We start from the raw sequence: 16,602 nt of genomic DNA on the forward strand, positions 1-16,602 counted from the left end.
GCCTAGACTGGACCCCATGCCTGCCGACCGCCCCCTCACCCTCCGCTCGGCGCGGACCCAGGACGTCCCGGTCATCCAGGCGCTCGTGGAGCCACTGGCGCGGGAGCGCGTGCTGCTCCAGAAGGAGGCTGTGGCCTACTACGAGGCCATCCAGGAGTTCGTGGTCGCCGAGGAGGCGGACGGGACCCTGGCCGGCTTCGGCGCCCTCCACGTGATGTGGCAGGACATCGCCGAGGTCCGCACCCTCGCCGTCTCGGAGGCCCACCGGGGGGCCGGCGTCGGGCACCTGCTCATCGAGGAGCTGCTGGACCGTGCGCGGGCCGTGGGCGTCGAGCGGGTCTTCTGCCTGACCTTCGAGGTCGAGTTCTTCCGCCGGCACGGTTTCGAGGTGATGGCGGACCAGTCCGCCGTGGACCCGGAGGTCTATGCGGAACTGCTGCGCTCCACGGACGAGGGCGTCGCCGAGTTCCTGGACCTCGCCCGGGTCAAGCCGAACACGCTCGGCAACACGCGGATGATCCGCCGCCTCTGAGCCGCCGCACCGCGGGCCGCCCCGTACCCCGGCGAGGTCAGGCCGGGAAGGTGAGGCCGCCGTCGTCGTCCCGGGCCAGCAGCCCGTCCGACACGAGCCCAGCCACGCAGCGCGCCCACTGCGCGTCGTCGGGGCGGTGCGACCCGAGCCGCCCCCCGGTCACGACGACGGCGGGCACCTCCGCCTCGGCCACGCGCCCGTGCTCGCGGACGGCGGCCATCACGGCCCCGCGCACCTGACGGTCCGTGCCGGCCCAGGCCTGGCCGCGCGACACCTCCGCCGGCGGCGGGGAGCCCGCCGCGACCCACGCGCACGTCTCCGCCAGGGGGCAGCGGTCGCAGGCGGGGGAGCGGGCCGTGCAGACGAGGGCCCCGAGCTCCATGACGGCCGCGTTCCACGCGTTGGCGCGGGCAGGGTCCTCGGGCATCAGGTCCTGGGCGCGGCGCATCTCGGCGCGGGTCAGCGACCTGCCGGGCAGGGCCTCACCCGCGACCGCGCGCGCGATCACCCGGCGCACGTTGGTGTCCACGACGGTCTCGGGGATGCCGAACGCGAAGCTCGCGACCGCCGCGGCCGTGTACTCGCCGATGCCGGGCAGGGCGCGCAGGGCGGCGGGGTCGGCCGGCACCCGGCCGTCGTGGCGCTCGACGACGGCCCGGGCGGCCTCCTGGAGGCGCAGGGCCCGGCGCGGGTAGCCGAGCCGGTCCCAGGCCGTGAGCACGTCTGCGGTGGGGGCGACGGCCAGGTCCGCGGGGGTGGGCCAGCGCTCCAGCCACTCCCGCCAGCGGGGCAGCACCCTCACGACCGGTGTCTGCTGGAGCATGATCTCCGAGACGAGCACGCCCCACGGGGAGCAGTCCGGGCTGCGCCAGGGAAGGTCCCGGGCGTGGACGGCGAACCAGCCCAGCACCGCGTCGTGCAGGCGCGGCACGTCCACCGTGGGCGGGACGAGGGGGGCGGGCGCGGGCATGGCGTCCACTGTAGGGTGCGCCGCCGCCTACCCTGGATCGCATGCCGTCTCGTCCGACTTCCCCCGGGTCGAAGCCGTCCCCCGCCGTCTACCGCCGCCGGCGGCTCGTGGCCGCCCTGCTCGCCCTCGTGCTCCTGCTCCTGGTGGGGTGGGCCGTCGTGGCGCTCGTCCGCGCCGGGATCGGCGCCTTCTCCTCCGAGGACGCCGACCCCTCCGCCGCCCCGACGCCGGTGCACTCCCCGTCGCCCGCCCCGGCGACGGACGCCGAGTCCGGCTCCGCCTCGCCCACCGTGGCCCTCGAGGACGCGGCCGAGTGCCAGCCCTCGGACCTGCGGATCACCGCCTCCGCGGACCGGTCCGAGTACCAGCGGGGCGAGGAGGCCGAGCTGCGCCTGGGCATCACGAACCTCTCCTCGACCCCGTGCCGCACGGATGTGGGCACGGCCCGACAGGAGTTCAGGATCCGCACGGCCGAGGGCGACGACGTCTTCTCCACCCGCATCTGCCAGGCGGACCCCGCGGAGGCCCAGCGGGTGCTGTACCCGCACGAGGAGCTCACCGCCGTGTACCGCTGGTCCGGCCGTGCCTCGAGCCAGGACTGCGGCCGACTCGGCGCTCTCGCGGAGCCCGGACCCCATCTGCTGACGGTCAGCCTCGGCGACGTCACCTCCCGCCCCGTCGCGCTGAAGATCCTCGAGGAGCTCGCCCCGGGGGCCCAGGACGGCGGCTCCTCGGCCACCCCCTCCTCGGCCACCCCCTCCTCGAGCGGCAGCGCCTCCCCGTCGGCGTCCGCCTCAGCTCCGGCGTCGGCCTCAGCCTCGGCGTCCGCCTCAGCATCGGCGTCGGCTTCGCCGTCCGCGGCACCGGCCACGACCACCGACCCGTCGCCGTCGCCGTCCCGCTGAGCCGGGCGCGTCGTCAGCGGCCGGGGCCGACCTCCGGACGCGCGGCCGGGCCGCCGCCGGTCCACGTGGGGATCGTGGCGAGGGCCTCGCCGATTGAGCCGACCTCCGCCACCGTGAAGCCCGCCGGGACGTCCCCGAGCGGCTCGGGGGAGCGGGGGACCAGGGCGCGGGTGAAGCCCAGGCGGGCGGCCTCACGCACCCGTCGCCCGATGCCGGGCACGGGGCGCACCTCCCCGGCCAGCCCGAGCTCACCGACCGCGATCATCCCCTGCGGGACGGGGGCCGAGAGCTTCGCCGAGGCCACGGCGACGGCCACGGCCAGGTCCGAGGCGGGCTCCGAGAGTCGCACGCCGCCCACGGTGGCCACGTAGCAGTCGTCCTGGGCGAGGGCGAAACGGGCCCGGCGCTGGAGCACGGCCAGGAGCATGTTCACGCGCGCCGCGTCCACGCCGGAGACGGTGCGGCGCGGGCTGCCGCCGGCGGACGGGGTGAGCAGGGACTGCACCTCGGCCACGAGCGGGCGCCGGCCCTCGAGCGTCACCGTCACGCATGTGCCCTCGACCGGCTCCGAGACGCCCGAGAGGAACAGGCCGGAGGGGTCGTCCAGGGACTCGATGCCGTCCTCCCGCAGGTCGAAGCAGCCGACCTCGTCCGTGGGCCCGAAGCGGTTCTTCACCGCACGCACCAGGCGCAGCCGTGAGTGGCGGTCCCCCTCGAACTGGCAGACCACGTCCACGAGGTGCTCGAGCAGCCGCGGACCCGCGATGGTCCCGTCCTTCGTCACGTGGCCCACCAGGACCGTGGTGATCCCCTTCTCCTTGGCCGTGCGGATGAGGCTGGCCGCCACCTCGCGCACCTGGCTGACGCCCCCGGCGATCCCGTCCACCTCGGTGGACTGCAGGGTCTGCACGGAGTCCACGACCACCAGCTCCGGGTCCGTCCGCTCGATCTGCCCCAGCGCCCGGCCCAGGTCCGTCTCCGCCGTCAGACGCAGGGTGTCCGCGATCGCCCCGATCCGGTCTGCCCGGGAGCGCACCTGCGCCGCCGACTCCTCACCCGTCAGGTACAGCACCGAGCGCGGACCGCCGCCGCCCGCGCCGCGCGCCGTCTGGGCGGCCACGTCCAGCAGCAGCGTGGACTTGCCGATGCCCGGCTCGCCGGCCAGCAGGATCACCGCGCCCGGCACGAGGCCGCCGCCGAGCACGCGGTCCAGCTCGCGCACCCCCGTGGAGCGGAACGAGGCCAGCGTGGCGTCCACGTCCGCGATGCGCGGCGCGACCTCCGCGACCGTGGCCGCGCGCGTGCGGCCGGTGGTGGACGTCAGGCCGATCTCCTCGACCGTGCCCCACGACTGGCACTCCCCGCAGCGTCCGACCCACTTCACGGTGGTCCAGCCGCACTCGGTGCAGCGGTATCCGGGGGCGCGCTTCGGGGCGGTCTTGGTGGCCATGCGCCCACTCTAGGATCCGGGGCGGACGTGTTAACCGGCCCGCAGGCGGCCCGACGTCGACCGCCGGGGCCGCGCGCCGCCGTCGGGCTCAGACGCGGGGCAGGTAGGCCCGCGCCTCGTCGTGCTCGGCGCCCGTGGCCTCGATGAGGTCCACCATCATGGGCCGCAACAGCATCACGAGCGCCTCGCCGTGCACGGACCCGCCGCCCAGCTGGTGCGGGTCCAGTGCGGACGCGGCCGCCCCCAGGGCGTCCCGCGCCACGGACAGCGAGCGATGGCGGCCCTCGGCCTGCGGCTCCACGAGGGAGCGGTGCAGGATCTCGACGGCGTCCGCGGCGTCGTCGAACCAGGCGGCCAGGCGCTCGCGGTCGTCGTCGTCGAACACGCCCTCGTCCAGGACCGAGACCACGCGCCGGGCCACGATCCGCAGGGAGCGCACCGCCAGGTCCGAGCGGTCCGCCGCGTTCACCGCGTCGTCCACGAAGGAGCGCGAGGAGCGGTGCAGCGGGTTGAACACGGTCTGCTCATGCGTGACGCGCAGCTCCTTGCGCAGCGCCTCCAGCGTGGTGTGCGTGCCGCGGCTGGCCACGAGCGCCATCCAGGCGGTGCGGGAGTCGTCCTCCCGCAGGGCCCGGGAGAGGTCGCGCAGCACCGTGGCGATCGAGTCGTAGAGCCCACCCAGCTGACGCACCGCGGGACGGCGCACGTCCTGGGGCGAGAGGAACGTGACGAGCAGGGCCAGGACGCCGCCCACGATCGCGTCCTGGCTGCGGACGAACGGCCCTCCCGTGCCGATGGGCAGGAGGACCACGAGGACGGACTGCAGGGACATCTGCATCGTGAACGTGGCGCCGGAGTCCAGGAACCGGGCCACCATCACGGACACGAACACGACCACCGAGGCCTGCCACAGGCCGCGGCCGAGCCCGACCATGAGCAGGTCCCCGATCAGGATGCCGACGGTGCAGCCGACGGCGACCTCGGCCACCTTGCGCAGCTTCGGCTCCCGTTGGAAGCCGAGGGCGATCAGCAGGGCGGTGGAGGCGAACAGGGGCTGTTGGTGGCCCAGGACGGTCTCCGCGAACCAGTAGGCGCCCACCGCGCAGACCGCGACGAGGGCGGCCTGGCCCACGGAGGAGCGGACGCGGGACCAGCCCGCACGGGCGCGCCGACGCAGGAAGCGGCCGAGGCGCTCCCCGCGGGTCTGGGGGTCGACCATCGGCACCGTGCCCGTGGCGGTGGCGAAGCGGTCCGTCATGCGGCCAGCCTAGTCCGACGCCGCGGAGCCCCCACCGTGCGAGGCTCAACCAGGCATTGTGACCCACAGCACAGCACATTCCTGCGAATGCCGCTCCAGTTCACCATCTGTTCACCCCGGCCGAGCACTCGATTCACCTCTGGACCGTACGGTCGAGTGCGGTGCAGAACCGGGCCAGCCGGACGCTCTGCCCTCACCGTCGTCATCCGATTGAAAGAGGCTCTTCGTGAAGGCTCTCCGCTTCGGCCGCTCCGCCGCCCTCCTGTCCGTGGCCGCCATCGCCCTGACCGCCTGCTCCTCCGCGGACAGCGGCAACGGCGGCTCCGATGCCTCCGGCTCCGCCGGCGGCGAGCAGGGCACCACCTCCGAGGTCCAGGGCAACCTGGTCGGCGCCGGCGCCTCCTCGCAGGAGGCGGCCATGACCGCCTGGACCCAGGGCGTCACCGAGACCGCTCCGAACCTGACCGTGCAGTACTCCCCGGACGGCTCCGGTGCCGGTCGTGAGAAGTTCCTCGCCGGTGCCACCTCCTTCGCCGGCTCCGACGCCGCCCTCAAGGAGGAGGAGGCTGAGTCGGCCAAGGAGAACTGCGGCGACGAGGGCGCGTTCCACGTGCCGGCCTACATCTCCCCGATCGCCGTGGCCTACAACCTGCCGGGCGTCGATGAGGTCAAGATGGACGCCGAGACCATCGCCAAGGTGTTCTCCGGCGAGATCAAGAACTGGAACGACGAGGCCATCGCCGCGCAGAACGAGGGCGTCGAGCTGCCCGACACCCCGATCACCGTCGTGCACCGTTCCGACGACTCGGGCACCACCGAGAACTTCACCGCCTACCTCACCGAGGCCGCCGGCGATGCCTGGTCCTACGACGAGGTCGAGACCTGGCCGTCCGACATCACCGCCGAGTCCGCCCAGGGCACCAAGGGTGTCGTGGGCCTGGCCTCCCAGACCGAAGGCGCCATCACCTACGCCGACGCCTCCGCCGTGGGCGAGCTGGGCACCGTGTCCGTGAAGGTCGGCGAGGAGTACGTGAAGTACTCCGCCGAGGCCGCGGCCGCGACCGTCGAGAAGTCCGAGGCCAAGGAGGACGGCTCGATCGAGCTCGACCGCGCCACCGACGAGTCCGGCGTGTACCCCGTCGTGCTGGTCTCCTACCACATCTACTGCAACCAGTACGAGTCGCAGGAGACCGTGGACCAGGTCAAGGCCTTCGCCGAGTACGTCGTGTCCGAGGACGGTCAGAAGACCGCCGAGGAGTCCGCGGGCAACGCCCCGATCTCCGAGGACACCCGCAAGAAGGCCATGGAGCGCATCGAGGCCATCTCGGTCAAGGGCTGATGTCGCTTCTTGTCGGCTGACCCACCGCCGCTTCGGCCGCCGGGCCCCACGGGCCCGGCGGCTGAAGCCGCGTCAGGGCTCTCGTTCGTCGCGGCCCGTCCATCACCACGCACGTCGATCTGAGGGAAGGCACTGTGTCCTCAACCACCAACGAGGCGGCACCGAAGCCGTCCAGCCTGCGCGGCCCCCGCCGCGGAGCCGCCGGAGACAAGCTCCTCTCCGGCGGGGCCCTTGCGGCCGCCGTCCTGATCCTGCTCGTGCTCGCCTTCGTGGCGGTCTTCCTCCTGACGGAGGCATGGCCTGCCCTGCAGCCGGGCGCGGAGCTCGTGTCTGCGGACTCCTTCTTCCAGTACGTGTGGCCGCTCATGGCCGGCACCGTGATGGTGTCGATCATCGCTCTGCTCATCGCCACCCCGGTCGCGATCGGTGTCGCCCTGTTCATCTCGCACTATGCGCCCCCGCGCATCGCGCAGTCGGTGGGCTTCGTGATCGATCTGCTGGCCGCGATCCCCTCCGTGGTCTACGGCGTGTGGGGCTGGCTGACGCTCGCTCCGCTGATGGTGCCGATCTACGGCTGGCTCAACGAGAACCTGGGCTTCATCCCGTTCTTCGGCGGCTCGGCCACCACCACGGGCCGCACCCTGCTGACCTCGGGCGTCGTGCTGGCCGTGATGGTTCTGCCGATCATCACCGCGCTCTGCCGTGAGATCTTCACCCAGACCCCGAAGCTCCACGAGGAGGCCGCGCTCGGCCTCGGCGCCACGCGCTGGGAGATGATCAAGATGACCGTGTTCCCGTTCGCCCGGGCCGGCATCGTCTCCTCGATCATGCTCGGCCTCGGCCGCGCGCTCGGCGAGACCATGGCGGTCACCATGGTGCTCTCCGGCGGCGTCTTCTCCTGGTCGCTCGTGGAGTCCGGCAGGAACCAGACGATCCCGTCGGAGATCGCGCTCAACTTCCCCGAGGCGTTCAACATGCGCCTGCACGAGCTGATCGCTGCCGGTCTCATGCTCTTCATCATCACCCTGGCGGTGAACATGATCGCCCGCGCGATCGTGAACAAGCACAAGGAATTCTCGGGAGCCAACTGACATGAGCACTGTCTCGACTTCTCCCCGGGCCACCGAGGACAGCGTGACGCCGCGGCGTCACTCCCTGACCGAGGGTCAGAAGCCCGGCTGGACCTGGATGGCCGTCGCAGCTGCCGCGGCCGTCGTCGCCGCCGGCCTGACCGTGCTGCTCAGCGGCGCCTTCAACGTCGTCGGTTTCGTGATCATCGCCGCCATCCTCTACATCGCGGGGCTCTACGTGGCCACCCGCGTGATGGAGAACCGGCGCCGCGCCGCAGACGGCCTGTGCCGCAACCTCGTGTGGCTGGCGTTCCTCGTGGCCCTGGTGCCGCTGGTCTCCGTGCTGTGGTCGGTCCTCTCCGCCGGTCTGCCGACCCTGATCGCCAACCCGCAGATCATGGCGTACGACATGAAGGGCATCACCGGCATCGACGACTCGGCGTGGGTGGAGGACGGCAAGCCCGCCGGCGGGCTCGCGGGCGGTTTCGGCCACGCCCTGATCGGCACCGTCGTGATCACGATCATCGCGACCCTGATCTCCGTGCCGATCGGCATGCTCACCTCCATCTACCTGGTGGAGTACAGCCGCGGCGGCTGGTTCTCCCGCGCCATCGTGTTCTTCGTGGACGTCATGACCGGCATCCCCTCGATCGTGGCCGGCCTCTTCGCCTACGCCGCGATCACGTGGGTCCTGACCCTGGTCACCGGCAGCAAGTCCACCGCACTGCAGTCCGTGCAGATGGGTCTCACGGCCGCGATCGCGCTCTCGGTGCTCATGATCCCCGTGGTCGTGCGATCCACGGAGGAGATGCTCCGTGTGGTGCCCAACGAGCTGCGCGAGGGCGCCTACGCCCTCGGCGTGCGCAAGTGGCAGACCATCGCCAAGGTGGTCCTGCCCACCGCGATCTCCGGCATCGCCTCCGGCGTCACCCTGGCCATCGCCCGCGTGGCGGGCGAGACCGCGCCGATCCTCGTGACGGCCGGCTTCGCCACCAGCATCAACTGGAACCCGTTCGACAACTGGATGACCGCGCTGCCGGTGTACATCTACCGCCAGCTGGTCGCCCCGACCTCGCCTACGGCGGCGGACCCCTCGACCGCCCGCGCCTGGGCAGCCGCCCTGCTGCTCGTCACCATCGTCATGCTGCTCAACCTGGCGGCACGGTTCATCGCCAAGGCGTTCGCCCCCAAGAAGGGCCGGTGAGGCCCGGCCGCCCGGAATCCCCCGGGCGGCCGGCCCCGACCCCGTCGCACCCCCCCAGAGACTTCCACGAAGGAACAGAACCACTCATGTCCAAGCGCATCCAGGCCGTCGACGTCGATGTCTTCTACGGCAAGTTCAAGGCCGTCGAGGGCGTCAACATCGACATCGCCCCCCGCTCCGTCACTGCCTTCATCGGCCCCTCCGGCTGCGGCAAGACCACCTTCCTGCGCAGCATCAACCGCATGCACGAGGTGCTCCCCGGCGCCACCGTGGACGGCCAGCTCCTGCTCGACGGCGAGGACATCTACGGGCCCGGTGTGGACCCGGTCCGCGTCCGTTCCCAGATCGGCATGGTCTTCCAGCGCCCGAACCCGTTCCCCACGATGTCCATCCGCGACAACGTGCTGGCCGGCTACAAGCTCAACGGCACCCGCCTGAACAAGTCCCGTGCGGACGAGCTCGTGGAGAAGTCCCTGCGCGGCGCCAACCTGTGGAACGAGGTCAAGGACCGCCTCGACAAGCCCGGCTCCGGCCTCTCCGGCGGTCAGCAGCAGCGTCTGTGCATCGCCCGCTCCATCGCGGTGCAGCCCGACGTGATCCTCATGGACGAGCCCTGCTCCGCGCTCGACCCGATCTCCACCCTCGCCGTCGAGGACCTGATCAACGAGCTCAAGGAGGAGTACACGGTCATCATCGTCACGCACAACATGCAGCAGGCCGCGCGCGTGGCGGACAAGACCGCGTTCTTCAACATCCAGGGCGTCGGCAAGCCCGGCAAGCTGATCGAGTACGACGACACCAACGTCATCTTCAACAACCCCTCGAGCCAGCAGACCGAGGACTACGTCTCCGGCCGTTTCGGCTGAGCCGCCCCGCGCTCCGTCCCCGACCCCGTCCGGCCGCACGCCGGGCGGGGTCGCGGCGTCTGCGGGGCCGGGCGTCGTCGTCGGGCGCGGCCTCAGGCCAGCGGGAGGAGGGCCAGCGTGCCGAGGAGGCCGAGGAGGGCGCAGGCCACCGGCGTGAGCAGCCACCAGCCGACCACGCGCAGCACGGTGGGCCAGCGCACGGACGCGTAGGTCTGCGTCTGGCCGGCGCCCACGATGGCCGCCGTCGCCGTGTGGGTGGAGGACAGGGGCAGGTGGAACACCAGGGATCCGACGAACAGCAGGCCCGCGGGGATGACGGCGGCCACGGACGCCCGCAGGGGGTCGAGGCGCACGAGACGCTCGGTGAGGGTCCAGGCGATCCGCCAGGCGCCGCCTAGCGTGCCGAGCCCGACCGCGAGGGCGAACAGGAACGCGCCCCCCACGAACTCGGCCGTCAGGGCGTCCGGCGCCAGGACGGACCCGGACCCCACCAGCACGGCGGCCCACAGCACCCCCATGCGCTGACCGGCCTGCAGGCCGTGGCCCATGGCCATGGCGCTGGCGGAGATGCCCAACGCGACGCGGGCCCGGTGCTGGACGTTGACCGTGGTGCCGCGGGTGGCGAGCCGCGTGGCGGGCGCGGTGAGCAGGCGGGCGAGCGCCCACGCGATCAGGGGCGAGAGCAGCAGGCTGAGCAGCACCTCGGCGCGGACGAGGTCGAAGATGGTGTGGGCGACGTCGATGTGCAGGCTCAGGCGCACGGCGAGGTGGCTGCCCGCCAGCGCGGAGATCAGCGCGTGCGTGCTGGAGCCGGGCAGGCGCCGCCACCACAGCAGCAGACCCCACACGAGGGTCACCGCGCAGGACACGCCCACGGCCAGGGGGCCGATCTCGCTGCGCACCGCGGGCGAGGTGAAGTAGTGCACGCTCAGCGTGATGAGCCCGATGCCCAGCAGCGCGCCCACGGTGTTGACCGCTCCGGTCAGGAGGAGGGCCCCGCGCGGTGTCAGCGCCCGGTACCGGACAGGCAGCGCCGCGGCGTTGGGGGCGTCACGGAACCCCATCAGCGCGCCGACGGCGCACAGCAGCACGAGGACGACGGCGAGCCCCGCGGTCACGGCGCCTCCACCGGCTCAGGACTCACGGACGAGCACCATGCCCAGGTCCATGTTCACGCGGGAGAGAGCCTCGAGCGCCGCGTGCAGCGCCCAGGCGACCTCGCGCTGGCGGTTGTAGTCGCGCTGCAGCAGGTCCATGCCGAGATCGGCGAGCCACTCGACCATGATCCGCTCCGTGCGGCGGGAGGCGCGCAGCAGCTGCATCCACGTGGCCTCCAGGGCGTCGAGGTCGCGCATCTCGGCGGCGCCGCGGGCGAGCAGCTCGGCCTGACGACCCACGGTCTCGAGGACGTCGAGGGCGTGCGTCGGCAGCTCCTCGAGGTCGGCCCGTTGGATCAGCACGCCCGCCGACACGACGCGCCGGGTGGCCGCGTGCACGCCGCTGGCCAGCCGGTAGAGGTCCTGACGGGGCAGCGGAGTCACGTAGGCGCTGCGCAGCGCGGTGAGGAAGGCCATGAGGGTGGCGCTCGAGGACGAGTCGAGCTCCTCGAGCTCACGGGCGGCACGGTCCGCCTCGGGTCCGCGGGTCCCCGCGACCTGGGCCACCAGGTGCACCGCCCGGTGCAGGGCCTCGGCGAGGTCCGCCATGTGGCGCAGCGCCGGGGTGTCGCGCGTGACGAGCCAGGGCATGCGGGGGGACATGGGCAGCGGTCGCTCTCTCGTCGACGGGTGGCGAAGGGGTCGACGACGACGCCGGACCGGGAACGCCTCTCGGCGGAAGGCCGCTCGCAGCGGCTATGTGTTGGAGCCCGGGGTTACCAGCGGCCCGGCGCCGTCCCCATCAGTCTAGCGATCCGTCCCGAAACGCTCGACCCGCCGCCTCCAGGGCGTCGGCGGTGCTGACCAGGCGCGCGGCCCGGCGGGTGAGGGCGGCGGCGCGGTCCGGGGCGGCGGCCTCGGAGCCCTCGGCGTGCTCGACCTGGCCCAGAGCCACGACGCGGGCGTAGGCCGCGGCGCGCTCGAACGCGACGTCGATCTCGGAGCGGTAGGCGCCCGTGAGGATCGTGTCCGTGAGGCGGCGCAGCTCGGCCGGCCCCGGCGGCTCGACGGCGCCCGCCACGACGCGCGAGGCGTAGGCGGCATGCCCGGCGCGGTACCAGGCGGCCCAGCGCTCGCCGTCGCGGGTCGTCGCCTCCTGGAGCGCGTACAGGCGCCACAGGGCGCCGGCGAGCGAGACGGGCGGGGCGTCCGCCCACAGCTCGGCGAGCGTCTCGACGCCCAGCTCGCGGACCAGCCCGACCAGCCGCTCGACGATGGCCGGGTCCTCCTCCGCGCGGCCGCCGGCCACGAGGGCGTGGGCCAGGCGCGAGGCCGCCGCGGCCACTTCCTGCGGGTCTTCGCCGCCGGCGAAGTGCGTGAGCTCCTGCGGTTCCGAGAGGCGGGGCCGGTGGGGGCGCAGCACGCCCGAGGCGCTCGAGCTGGCGCCGCGGCCGGCGGGCAGGCGGTGACGTGCCATGGGCGGGCTCCCTTCGAGGGCGCATCGGGGTGGGGATGTGGTCGCCGGAGGCGGCGGCCCCGTCCACGGTAGTGCCCCGGACGCCTGGGCTACCATCGGAGGGCACCCGTGAGGGTCGCCGTCGTCGGCCGCGCGCCGTCGTCGTCGGCCGCGGGTGGGGGCCTTTAGCTCAGCTGGCAGAGCATCGGACTTTTAATCCGCCGGTCGCGGGTTCGATCCCCGCAGGGCCCACCGGAGAGCGGCCCCTGACCAGGCATGACGCCCGGTCAGGGGCCTCTCCCTAGGATGGAGCCATGAGCCCCACGCCCGCACCAGTCACCGAGACGATCAGCTCCGGCCACAGCGTGGTGTGGTCGCGCCCGCCGGCGGAGCGCGCGGGCACGGACCTGGTGCTCGTGTTCCACGGCTACGGCTCCAACGAGGTCCGCGCGGCGCGCCGCCACTTCCCGATGCTCCCGGAGCGGTGCACCGGCCTGGCGGTGCGCGGCGGCTTCGAGATCGACGAGACGGCCTCCGAGGGCCCGGGCGACCCCGGCGCGCACGGCTGGTTCCTGCTCGACCTGCTGCTGCAGTCCGACTTCGCCCAGGTGCTCGCCGCCGCCCACCGCGTGTTCGACGTGCTCTCCGCCGAGGAGGTCGTGGCGGCCGGCTTCCGCACGGTCTCGGTGCTCGGCTTCTCCCAGGGCATGGCCATGGCGACGACGGTCCTGCGTCTGCGCCCCGAGGCGTTCACCTGCGGTGTGGGCCTGAGCGGCTTCGCCGTCGACAACGAGCTGCTGGCCATGCTCGACTCCCCGGCCGAGGGACCGGGCCCGCGCCCGTTCTTCTGGGGCCGGGACGCCGAGGATCCCGTGATCCATCCGGACGCCGTCGCCCACACCCGCGCGTGGGCCGAGGAGCACACCCGCCTGACCGTGCGCACCTACCCCGGGATCTTGCACGGGACCGGCCCCGACGAGGTCCGTGACGTGCGCATCTTCCTCGAGCACTCCCTGCGCGCGGCGACGCCCGGGTCCTGACCGCGGGGGTCGCGCGCCGATACTGTGGCGCGCATGGCAAAGAACTCGACGATCGGCCGGTACGCGTCCGGGAAGGTGAAGGACTTCGGGCTGAAGTCGGCACTCGATGAGAACGGCGAGCCCACGGAGGGCTTCGAGAAGGCCCTCTCCACGGTGTTGGCGGTCCAGCGCCCCCTGGTCCTGAAGAACATCCAGCGCATGGCGGCGAAGCACCCGGGGGAGAGCCCGGAGCGTCTCGCCGAGCGGCTCGGGCAGCAGTACCTGACCACCGTCACGGGGGCCGGTGCCGCCGTGGGCGGCACCGCGATCGTCCCGGGCATCGGCACCGTGGCCGCGCTCGGCCTGTCCGGTGTCGCGGTCGCCGGCTTCATGGAGGCCACCGCCCTCTACGCGCAGTCCCTCGCCGAGCTGCACGGCATCACCACGCAGGACCCGCAGCGCGCCCAGGCCCTCGTCATGGGCCTCATGCTCGGCGACGACGCCAAGGAGCTGCTCCGCGAGGCCGCCGCCAAGGCCGGCCGTCCCTACGACCCGCAGTCCAGCCTCAACGCGCTCGCGGGCACCGCATCGGGCACCGGCATCAGCGCGTTCGTGGTGGATCGCCTCAAGAGGACGTTCATGCGCAAGATGCTCCTGCGGCAGGGTGCCGGCTTCGTGGGCCGCGCCGTGCCGTTCGGCGTGGGCGCCGTGATCGGCGGCGTGGGCAACCGCGCCATGGGCAAGGCCGTGATGGAGAACGCCGCGGAGCTCTTCGGCCCCCTGCCGATGGTGATCCCCGGCGAGATCCGCGAGGGCGCCGCACAGGGGCGCGCCGCGGGGGAGTCGGAGGGCACCAAGGACTACGGCGGCGTCTTCGGCGCGATCCGTCGCGCCCTGCCCGGCGGCAAGGACGAGAAGGACGACAGGCAGAAGAAGGGCAAGCCCGCCGCCTGACGGCCCCGCCCCCGCCGCCTGACGGCCCCGCCCCCGCGCTTTCGAACGTGAGAGAGGCCCTATCTCATGTTCGAAAGCGTCCATTTGCCCCATTTCACGTTCGAAAGTGCGGGGCAGGGGCCGCGTCTCAGAGGAACAGCGTGGCCACCCCGTGGATCGCCAGTCCCGCGAGCGCGCCGACGACCGAGCCGTTGATGCGGATGAACTGCAGGTCCTTGCCCACGAACAGCTCGAGGGTGCGCGCGGTCTGCTCGCCGTCCCAGCGGGCGACCGTCTCCTCGATCACCCCGGTGAGCGCCGGGCCGTAGGAGCTCAGCGCATAGGCCGCGGCGCGGCGGGCGTGGCCGTCCACGCGGTCGCGCAGCTCGGGGTCCTCCTGCAGGCGGGCGCCGAGGTCGCGCAGGGCGGCCACGAGCGCGCGATGCAGGTCGGAGGACGGGTCCTCGAGCGCGTCCAGGAGCGAGTCCCGCAGGGAGACCCAGGCCCGCCCGGCCCACGCACGCAGCCGTTCGTCCGCGAACAGGTTCCGCTTGAACCGCTCCACCGAGGCGCGGGTGGCCGGCTCGTTCCGCATCTCGTCGGCGAGGCGGTCGAGCCAGTCGTCGACAGCGCGGCGGGCCTCGTGCTGCCGGTCGCGGCGGATGCCGGCGAGATACTTGAGGGTCTCGGCGTGCAGTCGCTCGGCGAGGAGGCGGTCCACGAGGTCCGGGCTCCACTCGGGGGAGCGACGGCGCACCGTCTCGACGAACAGCTCGGGATGGGCGGCCACCCAGTCCCCGGTGTGGGCGACCACGAGGTCCACCACGCGCTCGTGGTGCCGGCCGGCCACCACGTCCTCCAGCACGCCCGCGAGCGTGGGGGACCAGTCCGGGGCCACCATGTGGCGTTCCATCAGCTGGCGCAGCAGCTCCTGGACGGCGTCGTCGTCGGCCGCGGCCATGGCGCCCCGGGCCGCCGTCGCGATCTCCCGGGCGGTGCGGGCCGCGTTCTCCTCACGGCGCAGCCAGCCGCCGGCGGCCTCGGCCACCTTCAGTCCGTCGACCTTCTCGTGGGCGACCTCCGAGTCCAGGAAGTTCTCCTGCACGAACTCGGTCAGCGCGGCGCCGAGCTGGTCCTTCTTCCGCGGGATCAGGGCGGTGTGCGGCACGGGCACCCCCATCGGGTGGCGGAACAGCGCCGTGACCGCGAACCAGTCCGCCAGCGCGCCGACCATGCCGCCCTCCGCGGCGGCGCGCACGTAGCCCCACACCGGGTGGGTGTCCTGCAACGGGAACGCGACCACGAACACCACGGCCAGCAGGATGAGCAGCCCCAGGGCGACGGCCTTCATGCGCCGCAGGCCCGCCGCGCGTTCGAGGGCGCCGGCGCTGAGCAGCTGCTGGGCGGGGTCGGGGGAGAGGGACACGGGAGGCTCCTGATCGCGCGCACCGAATGGTCCCCACCAGTTAACCAGCCGGGCACCCTGCGGTGACGTGGCCGGCACTCGCGCTCCCTAGCCTGGCCGCGTGCCCGCTCTCGTGATCGCCCACCGCGGTGCCTCCGCCGCCTTCCCCGAGCACACCCGCGCCGCCATGCTCCACGCCCTCGCCGTGGGCGCGGACGGTCTCGAATGCGATGTCCAGCTCACGCGGGACCGCGAGGTCGTCTGCTGGCACGACCCCACCGTGGACCGCACCTCGGACGGGCGCGGCGCCGTCGCGGACCACACGCTGGATCGTCTGCGCGGCCTCGACGTCGTCTCGTGGCACGCCCGGCGTCCGGGGGCCGAGCCCGCCACGACGACGGCGCCGCTCGCCGTGTACGGCGGCGCGGGGGAGCAGGTGCTCACCCTGGCCGACCTCCTGGCGATCGCGACGGCCGCGGGCCGGCCGCTGCGCCTGGCCGTGGAGCTCAAGCACCCCTCCCCGTTCGGGCACGAGCTCGAGGAGCGGGTGCTGCGGGAGCTGCTGCGGGCCGGTTGGGACCCGGAGACCGGCCGACTGGGTCAGGTGCAGGTGTCCCTCATGAGCTTCCATCCGGACGCGCTGCGCCACGTGGCGCCGCTGGCCGGCACGGACCCCCTCTGCCCCCTGATGGACCTCATGCCGACGGAGCTGCCGACCCGGCTCGCGCGGGGGCCGCTGAGCCGGGCGGCGGTGCGTGCGGCGGCGCGTCAGTCGCTGGCGGGGTCCGAGGCGCTCGTCTGGCGCGGCCGGGCCGGGATGGCGGGGCCCTCCGTGGCCTACGTGCGGGAGCACCTGGCGGACGTGAAGGCGTGGCTGGCGGCGGGGCGGCGGCTGCGGGTGTGGACCGTCGACGAGCGCGAGGACGCCGATTTCCTCCTCGCCCAGGGGGTGCAGGAGCTCACCACCAACCGTCCGGAGGACGTGCTGCGCTGGGTCCGCGAGCGGGCCGCCGCGCGTCGGGAGCGGGTGCCCACCGGGGCCTGAGGGCGCCGTGCCGCACGCGCAGACGCGGCCTGCGTTGCGTTCCTGCCCGCGCT

At 73.3% G+C, this 16,602-nt stretch carries 16 protein-coding genes and 1 tRNA gene; 10 read left to right on the top strand and 7 right to left on the bottom strand.

Features of this window, described 5'->3' with window-relative positions; all coding sequences use genetic code 11:
• Nucleotides 1-16 precede the first annotated feature (16 nt).
• Nucleotides 17-532 carry an amino-acid N-acetyltransferase gene (locus AC0VX0_RS00515; RefSeq protein WP_036314832.1) on the top strand — a complete coding sequence of 172 codons (516 nt, stop codon included), beginning with the start codon at nucleotides 17-19 and terminating at the stop codon, nucleotides 530-532.
• 37 nt (nucleotides 533-569) lie between these two features.
• Here AC0VX0_RS00515 and AC0VX0_RS00520 read toward each other — a convergent pair whose 3' ends face one another.
• The gene (locus AC0VX0_RS00520; protein WP_169577770.1) at nucleotides 570-1,502 is read right to left on the bottom strand and encodes an HhH-GPD family protein; all 933 of its coding nucleotides are present in this window, start codon (nucleotides 1,500-1,502) and stop codon (nucleotides 570-572) included.
• 41 nt (nucleotides 1,503-1,543) lie between these two features.
• On the opposite strand from AC0VX0_RS00520, the gene AC0VX0_RS00525 reads away from it, so the two are divergent.
• Complete coding sequence (locus AC0VX0_RS00525; protein WP_036339123.1) at nucleotides 1,544-2,407, top strand: hypothetical protein; 864 nt, start codon at nucleotides 1,544-1,546, stop codon at nucleotides 2,405-2,407.
• 13 nt (nucleotides 2,408-2,420) lie between these two features.
• Here AC0VX0_RS00525 and radA read toward each other — a convergent pair whose 3' ends face one another.
• Nucleotides 2,421-3,857 (bottom strand): DNA repair protein RadA, encoded by a 1,437-nt coding sequence (gene radA, locus AC0VX0_RS00530; RefSeq protein ID WP_036384198.1) that lies wholly within the window; start codon nucleotides 3,855-3,857, stop codon nucleotides 2,421-2,423.
• A gap of 88 nt (nucleotides 3,858-3,945) precedes the next feature.
• Nucleotides 3,946-5,115 carry an FUSC family protein gene (locus AC0VX0_RS00535; protein ID WP_136939889.1) on the bottom strand — a complete coding sequence of 390 codons (1,170 nt, stop codon included), beginning with the start codon at nucleotides 5,113-5,115 and terminating at the stop codon, nucleotides 3,946-3,948.
• Between the two features lie 226 nt (nucleotides 5,116-5,341).
• On the opposite strand from AC0VX0_RS00535, the gene pstS reads away from it, so the two are divergent.
• From pstS to pstB, 4 genes are all read left to right on the top strand, one after another.
• Complete coding sequence (gene pstS / locus AC0VX0_RS00540) at nucleotides 5,342-6,454, top strand: phosphate ABC transporter substrate-binding protein PstS (RefSeq protein WP_115165531.1); 1,113 nt, start codon at nucleotides 5,342-5,344, stop codon at nucleotides 6,452-6,454.
• A gap of 134 nt (nucleotides 6,455-6,588) precedes the next feature.
• Nucleotides 6,589-7,545 (top strand): phosphate ABC transporter permease subunit PstC, encoded by a 957-nt coding sequence (pstC, locus tag AC0VX0_RS00545; RefSeq protein ID WP_044658633.1) that lies wholly within the window; start codon nucleotides 6,589-6,591, stop codon nucleotides 7,543-7,545.
• Nucleotide 7,546: 1 nt separating this feature from the next.
• Nucleotides 7,547-8,728, top strand: a complete 1,182-nt coding sequence (pstA, locus tag AC0VX0_RS00550) for a phosphate ABC transporter permease PstA (RefSeq protein ID WP_036384203.1) — start codon at nucleotides 7,547-7,549, stop codon at nucleotides 8,726-8,728.
• 86 nt (nucleotides 8,729-8,814) lie between these two features.
• Nucleotides 8,815-9,594: a phosphate ABC transporter ATP-binding protein PstB gene (pstB, locus tag AC0VX0_RS00555; protein WP_041103590.1), complete on the top strand. Its 780-nt coding sequence runs from the start codon at nucleotides 8,815-8,817 to the stop codon at nucleotides 9,592-9,594.
• A gap of 92 nt (nucleotides 9,595-9,686) precedes the next feature.
• On the opposite strand, the gene AC0VX0_RS00560 is transcribed toward pstB, so the two are convergent.
• From AC0VX0_RS00560 to AC0VX0_RS00570, 3 genes are all read right to left on the bottom strand, one after another.
• On the bottom strand, nucleotides 9,687-10,712 hold the full coding sequence (locus AC0VX0_RS00560; RefSeq protein ID WP_041103591.1) for an inorganic phosphate transporter: 1,026 nt from the start codon (nucleotides 10,710-10,712) through the stop codon (nucleotides 9,687-9,689).
• Between the two features lie 15 nt (nucleotides 10,713-10,727).
• Complete coding sequence (locus tag AC0VX0_RS00565; RefSeq protein WP_098471078.1) at nucleotides 10,728-11,354, bottom strand: hypothetical protein; 627 nt, start codon at nucleotides 11,352-11,354, stop codon at nucleotides 10,728-10,730.
• Between the two features lie 139 nt (nucleotides 11,355-11,493).
• Entirely contained in the window at nucleotides 11,494-12,168 is a 675-nt protein-coding gene (locus tag AC0VX0_RS00570) for a hypothetical protein (RefSeq protein WP_041103592.1), read from the bottom strand.
• Between the two features lie 158 nt (nucleotides 12,169-12,326).
• On the opposite strand from AC0VX0_RS00570, the gene AC0VX0_RS00575 reads away from it, so the two are divergent.
• From AC0VX0_RS00575 to AC0VX0_RS00585, 3 genes are all read left to right on the top strand, one after another.
• Nucleotides 12,327-12,399 (top strand) — tRNA-Lys (locus AC0VX0_RS00575).
• Between the two features lie 62 nt (nucleotides 12,400-12,461).
• Nucleotides 12,462-13,187, top strand: coding sequence for an alpha/beta hydrolase (locus AC0VX0_RS00580; RefSeq protein ID WP_036383543.1), 726 nt, complete (start codon nucleotides 12,462-12,464; stop codon nucleotides 13,185-13,187).
• A 33-nt stretch (nucleotides 13,188-13,220) separates the two neighbouring features.
• On the top strand, nucleotides 13,221-14,120 hold the full coding sequence (locus AC0VX0_RS00585) for a hypothetical protein (RefSeq protein WP_102708221.1): 900 nt from the start codon (nucleotides 13,221-13,223) through the stop codon (nucleotides 14,118-14,120).
• 127 nt (nucleotides 14,121-14,247) lie between these two features.
• Here the strand turns inward: AC0VX0_RS00585 and AC0VX0_RS00590 are convergent, their stop codons facing one another.
• Complete coding sequence (locus AC0VX0_RS00590) at nucleotides 14,248-15,525, bottom strand: DUF445 domain-containing protein (RefSeq protein ID WP_002856110.1); 1,278 nt, start codon at nucleotides 15,523-15,525, stop codon at nucleotides 14,248-14,250.
• A gap of 100 nt (nucleotides 15,526-15,625) precedes the next feature.
• Here AC0VX0_RS00590 and AC0VX0_RS00595 point away from each other — a divergent pair, with 100 nt between their 5' ends.
• Nucleotides 15,626-16,549 carry a glycerophosphodiester phosphodiesterase gene (locus AC0VX0_RS00595; protein ID WP_102708220.1) on the top strand — a complete coding sequence of 308 codons (924 nt, stop codon included), beginning with the start codon at nucleotides 15,626-15,628 and terminating at the stop codon, nucleotides 16,547-16,549.
• Nucleotides 16,550-16,602: the final 53 nt, after the last annotated feature.

Source organism: Micrococcus sp. iso_26 (assembly GCF_056172975.1).

Bases quoted from the DNA above. Each gene is read 5' to 3' on its own strand.
- AC0VX0_RS00515 (WP_036314832.1), top strand. From the start codon at position 17: ATGCCTGCCGACCGCCCCCTCACCCTCCGCTCGGCGCGGACCCAGGAC.
- AC0VX0_RS00520 (WP_169577770.1), bottom strand. From the start codon at position 1,502: ATGCCCGCGCCCGCCCCCCTCGTCCCGCCCACGGTGGACGTGCCGCGC.
- AC0VX0_RS00525 (WP_036339123.1), top strand. From the start codon at position 1,544: ATGCCGTCTCGTCCGACTTCCCCCGGGTCGAAGCCGTCCCCCGCCGTC.
- radA (WP_036384198.1), bottom strand. From the start codon at position 3,857: ATGGCCACCAAGACCGCCCCGAAGCGCGCCCCCGGATACCGCTGCACC.
- AC0VX0_RS00535 (WP_136939889.1), bottom strand. From the start codon at position 5,115: ATGACGGACCGCTTCGCCACCGCCACGGGCACGGTGCCGATGGTCGAC.
- pstA (WP_036384203.1), top strand. From the start codon at position 7,547: ATGAGCACTGTCTCGACTTCTCCCCGGGCCACCGAGGACAGCGTGACG.
- pstB (WP_041103590.1), top strand. From the start codon at position 8,815: ATGTCCAAGCGCATCCAGGCCGTCGACGTCGATGTCTTCTACGGCAAG.
- AC0VX0_RS00565 (WP_098471078.1), bottom strand. From the start codon at position 11,354: ATGTCCCCCCGCATGCCCTGGCTCGTCACGCGCGACACCCCGGCGCTG.
- AC0VX0_RS00570 (WP_041103592.1), bottom strand. From the start codon at position 12,168: ATGGCACGTCACCGCCTGCCCGCCGGCCGCGGCGCCAGCTCGAGCGCC.
- AC0VX0_RS00580 (WP_036383543.1), top strand. From the start codon at position 12,462: ATGAGCCCCACGCCCGCACCAGTCACCGAGACGATCAGCTCCGGCCAC.
- AC0VX0_RS00585 (WP_102708221.1), top strand. From the start codon at position 13,221: ATGGCAAAGAACTCGACGATCGGCCGGTACGCGTCCGGGAAGGTGAAG.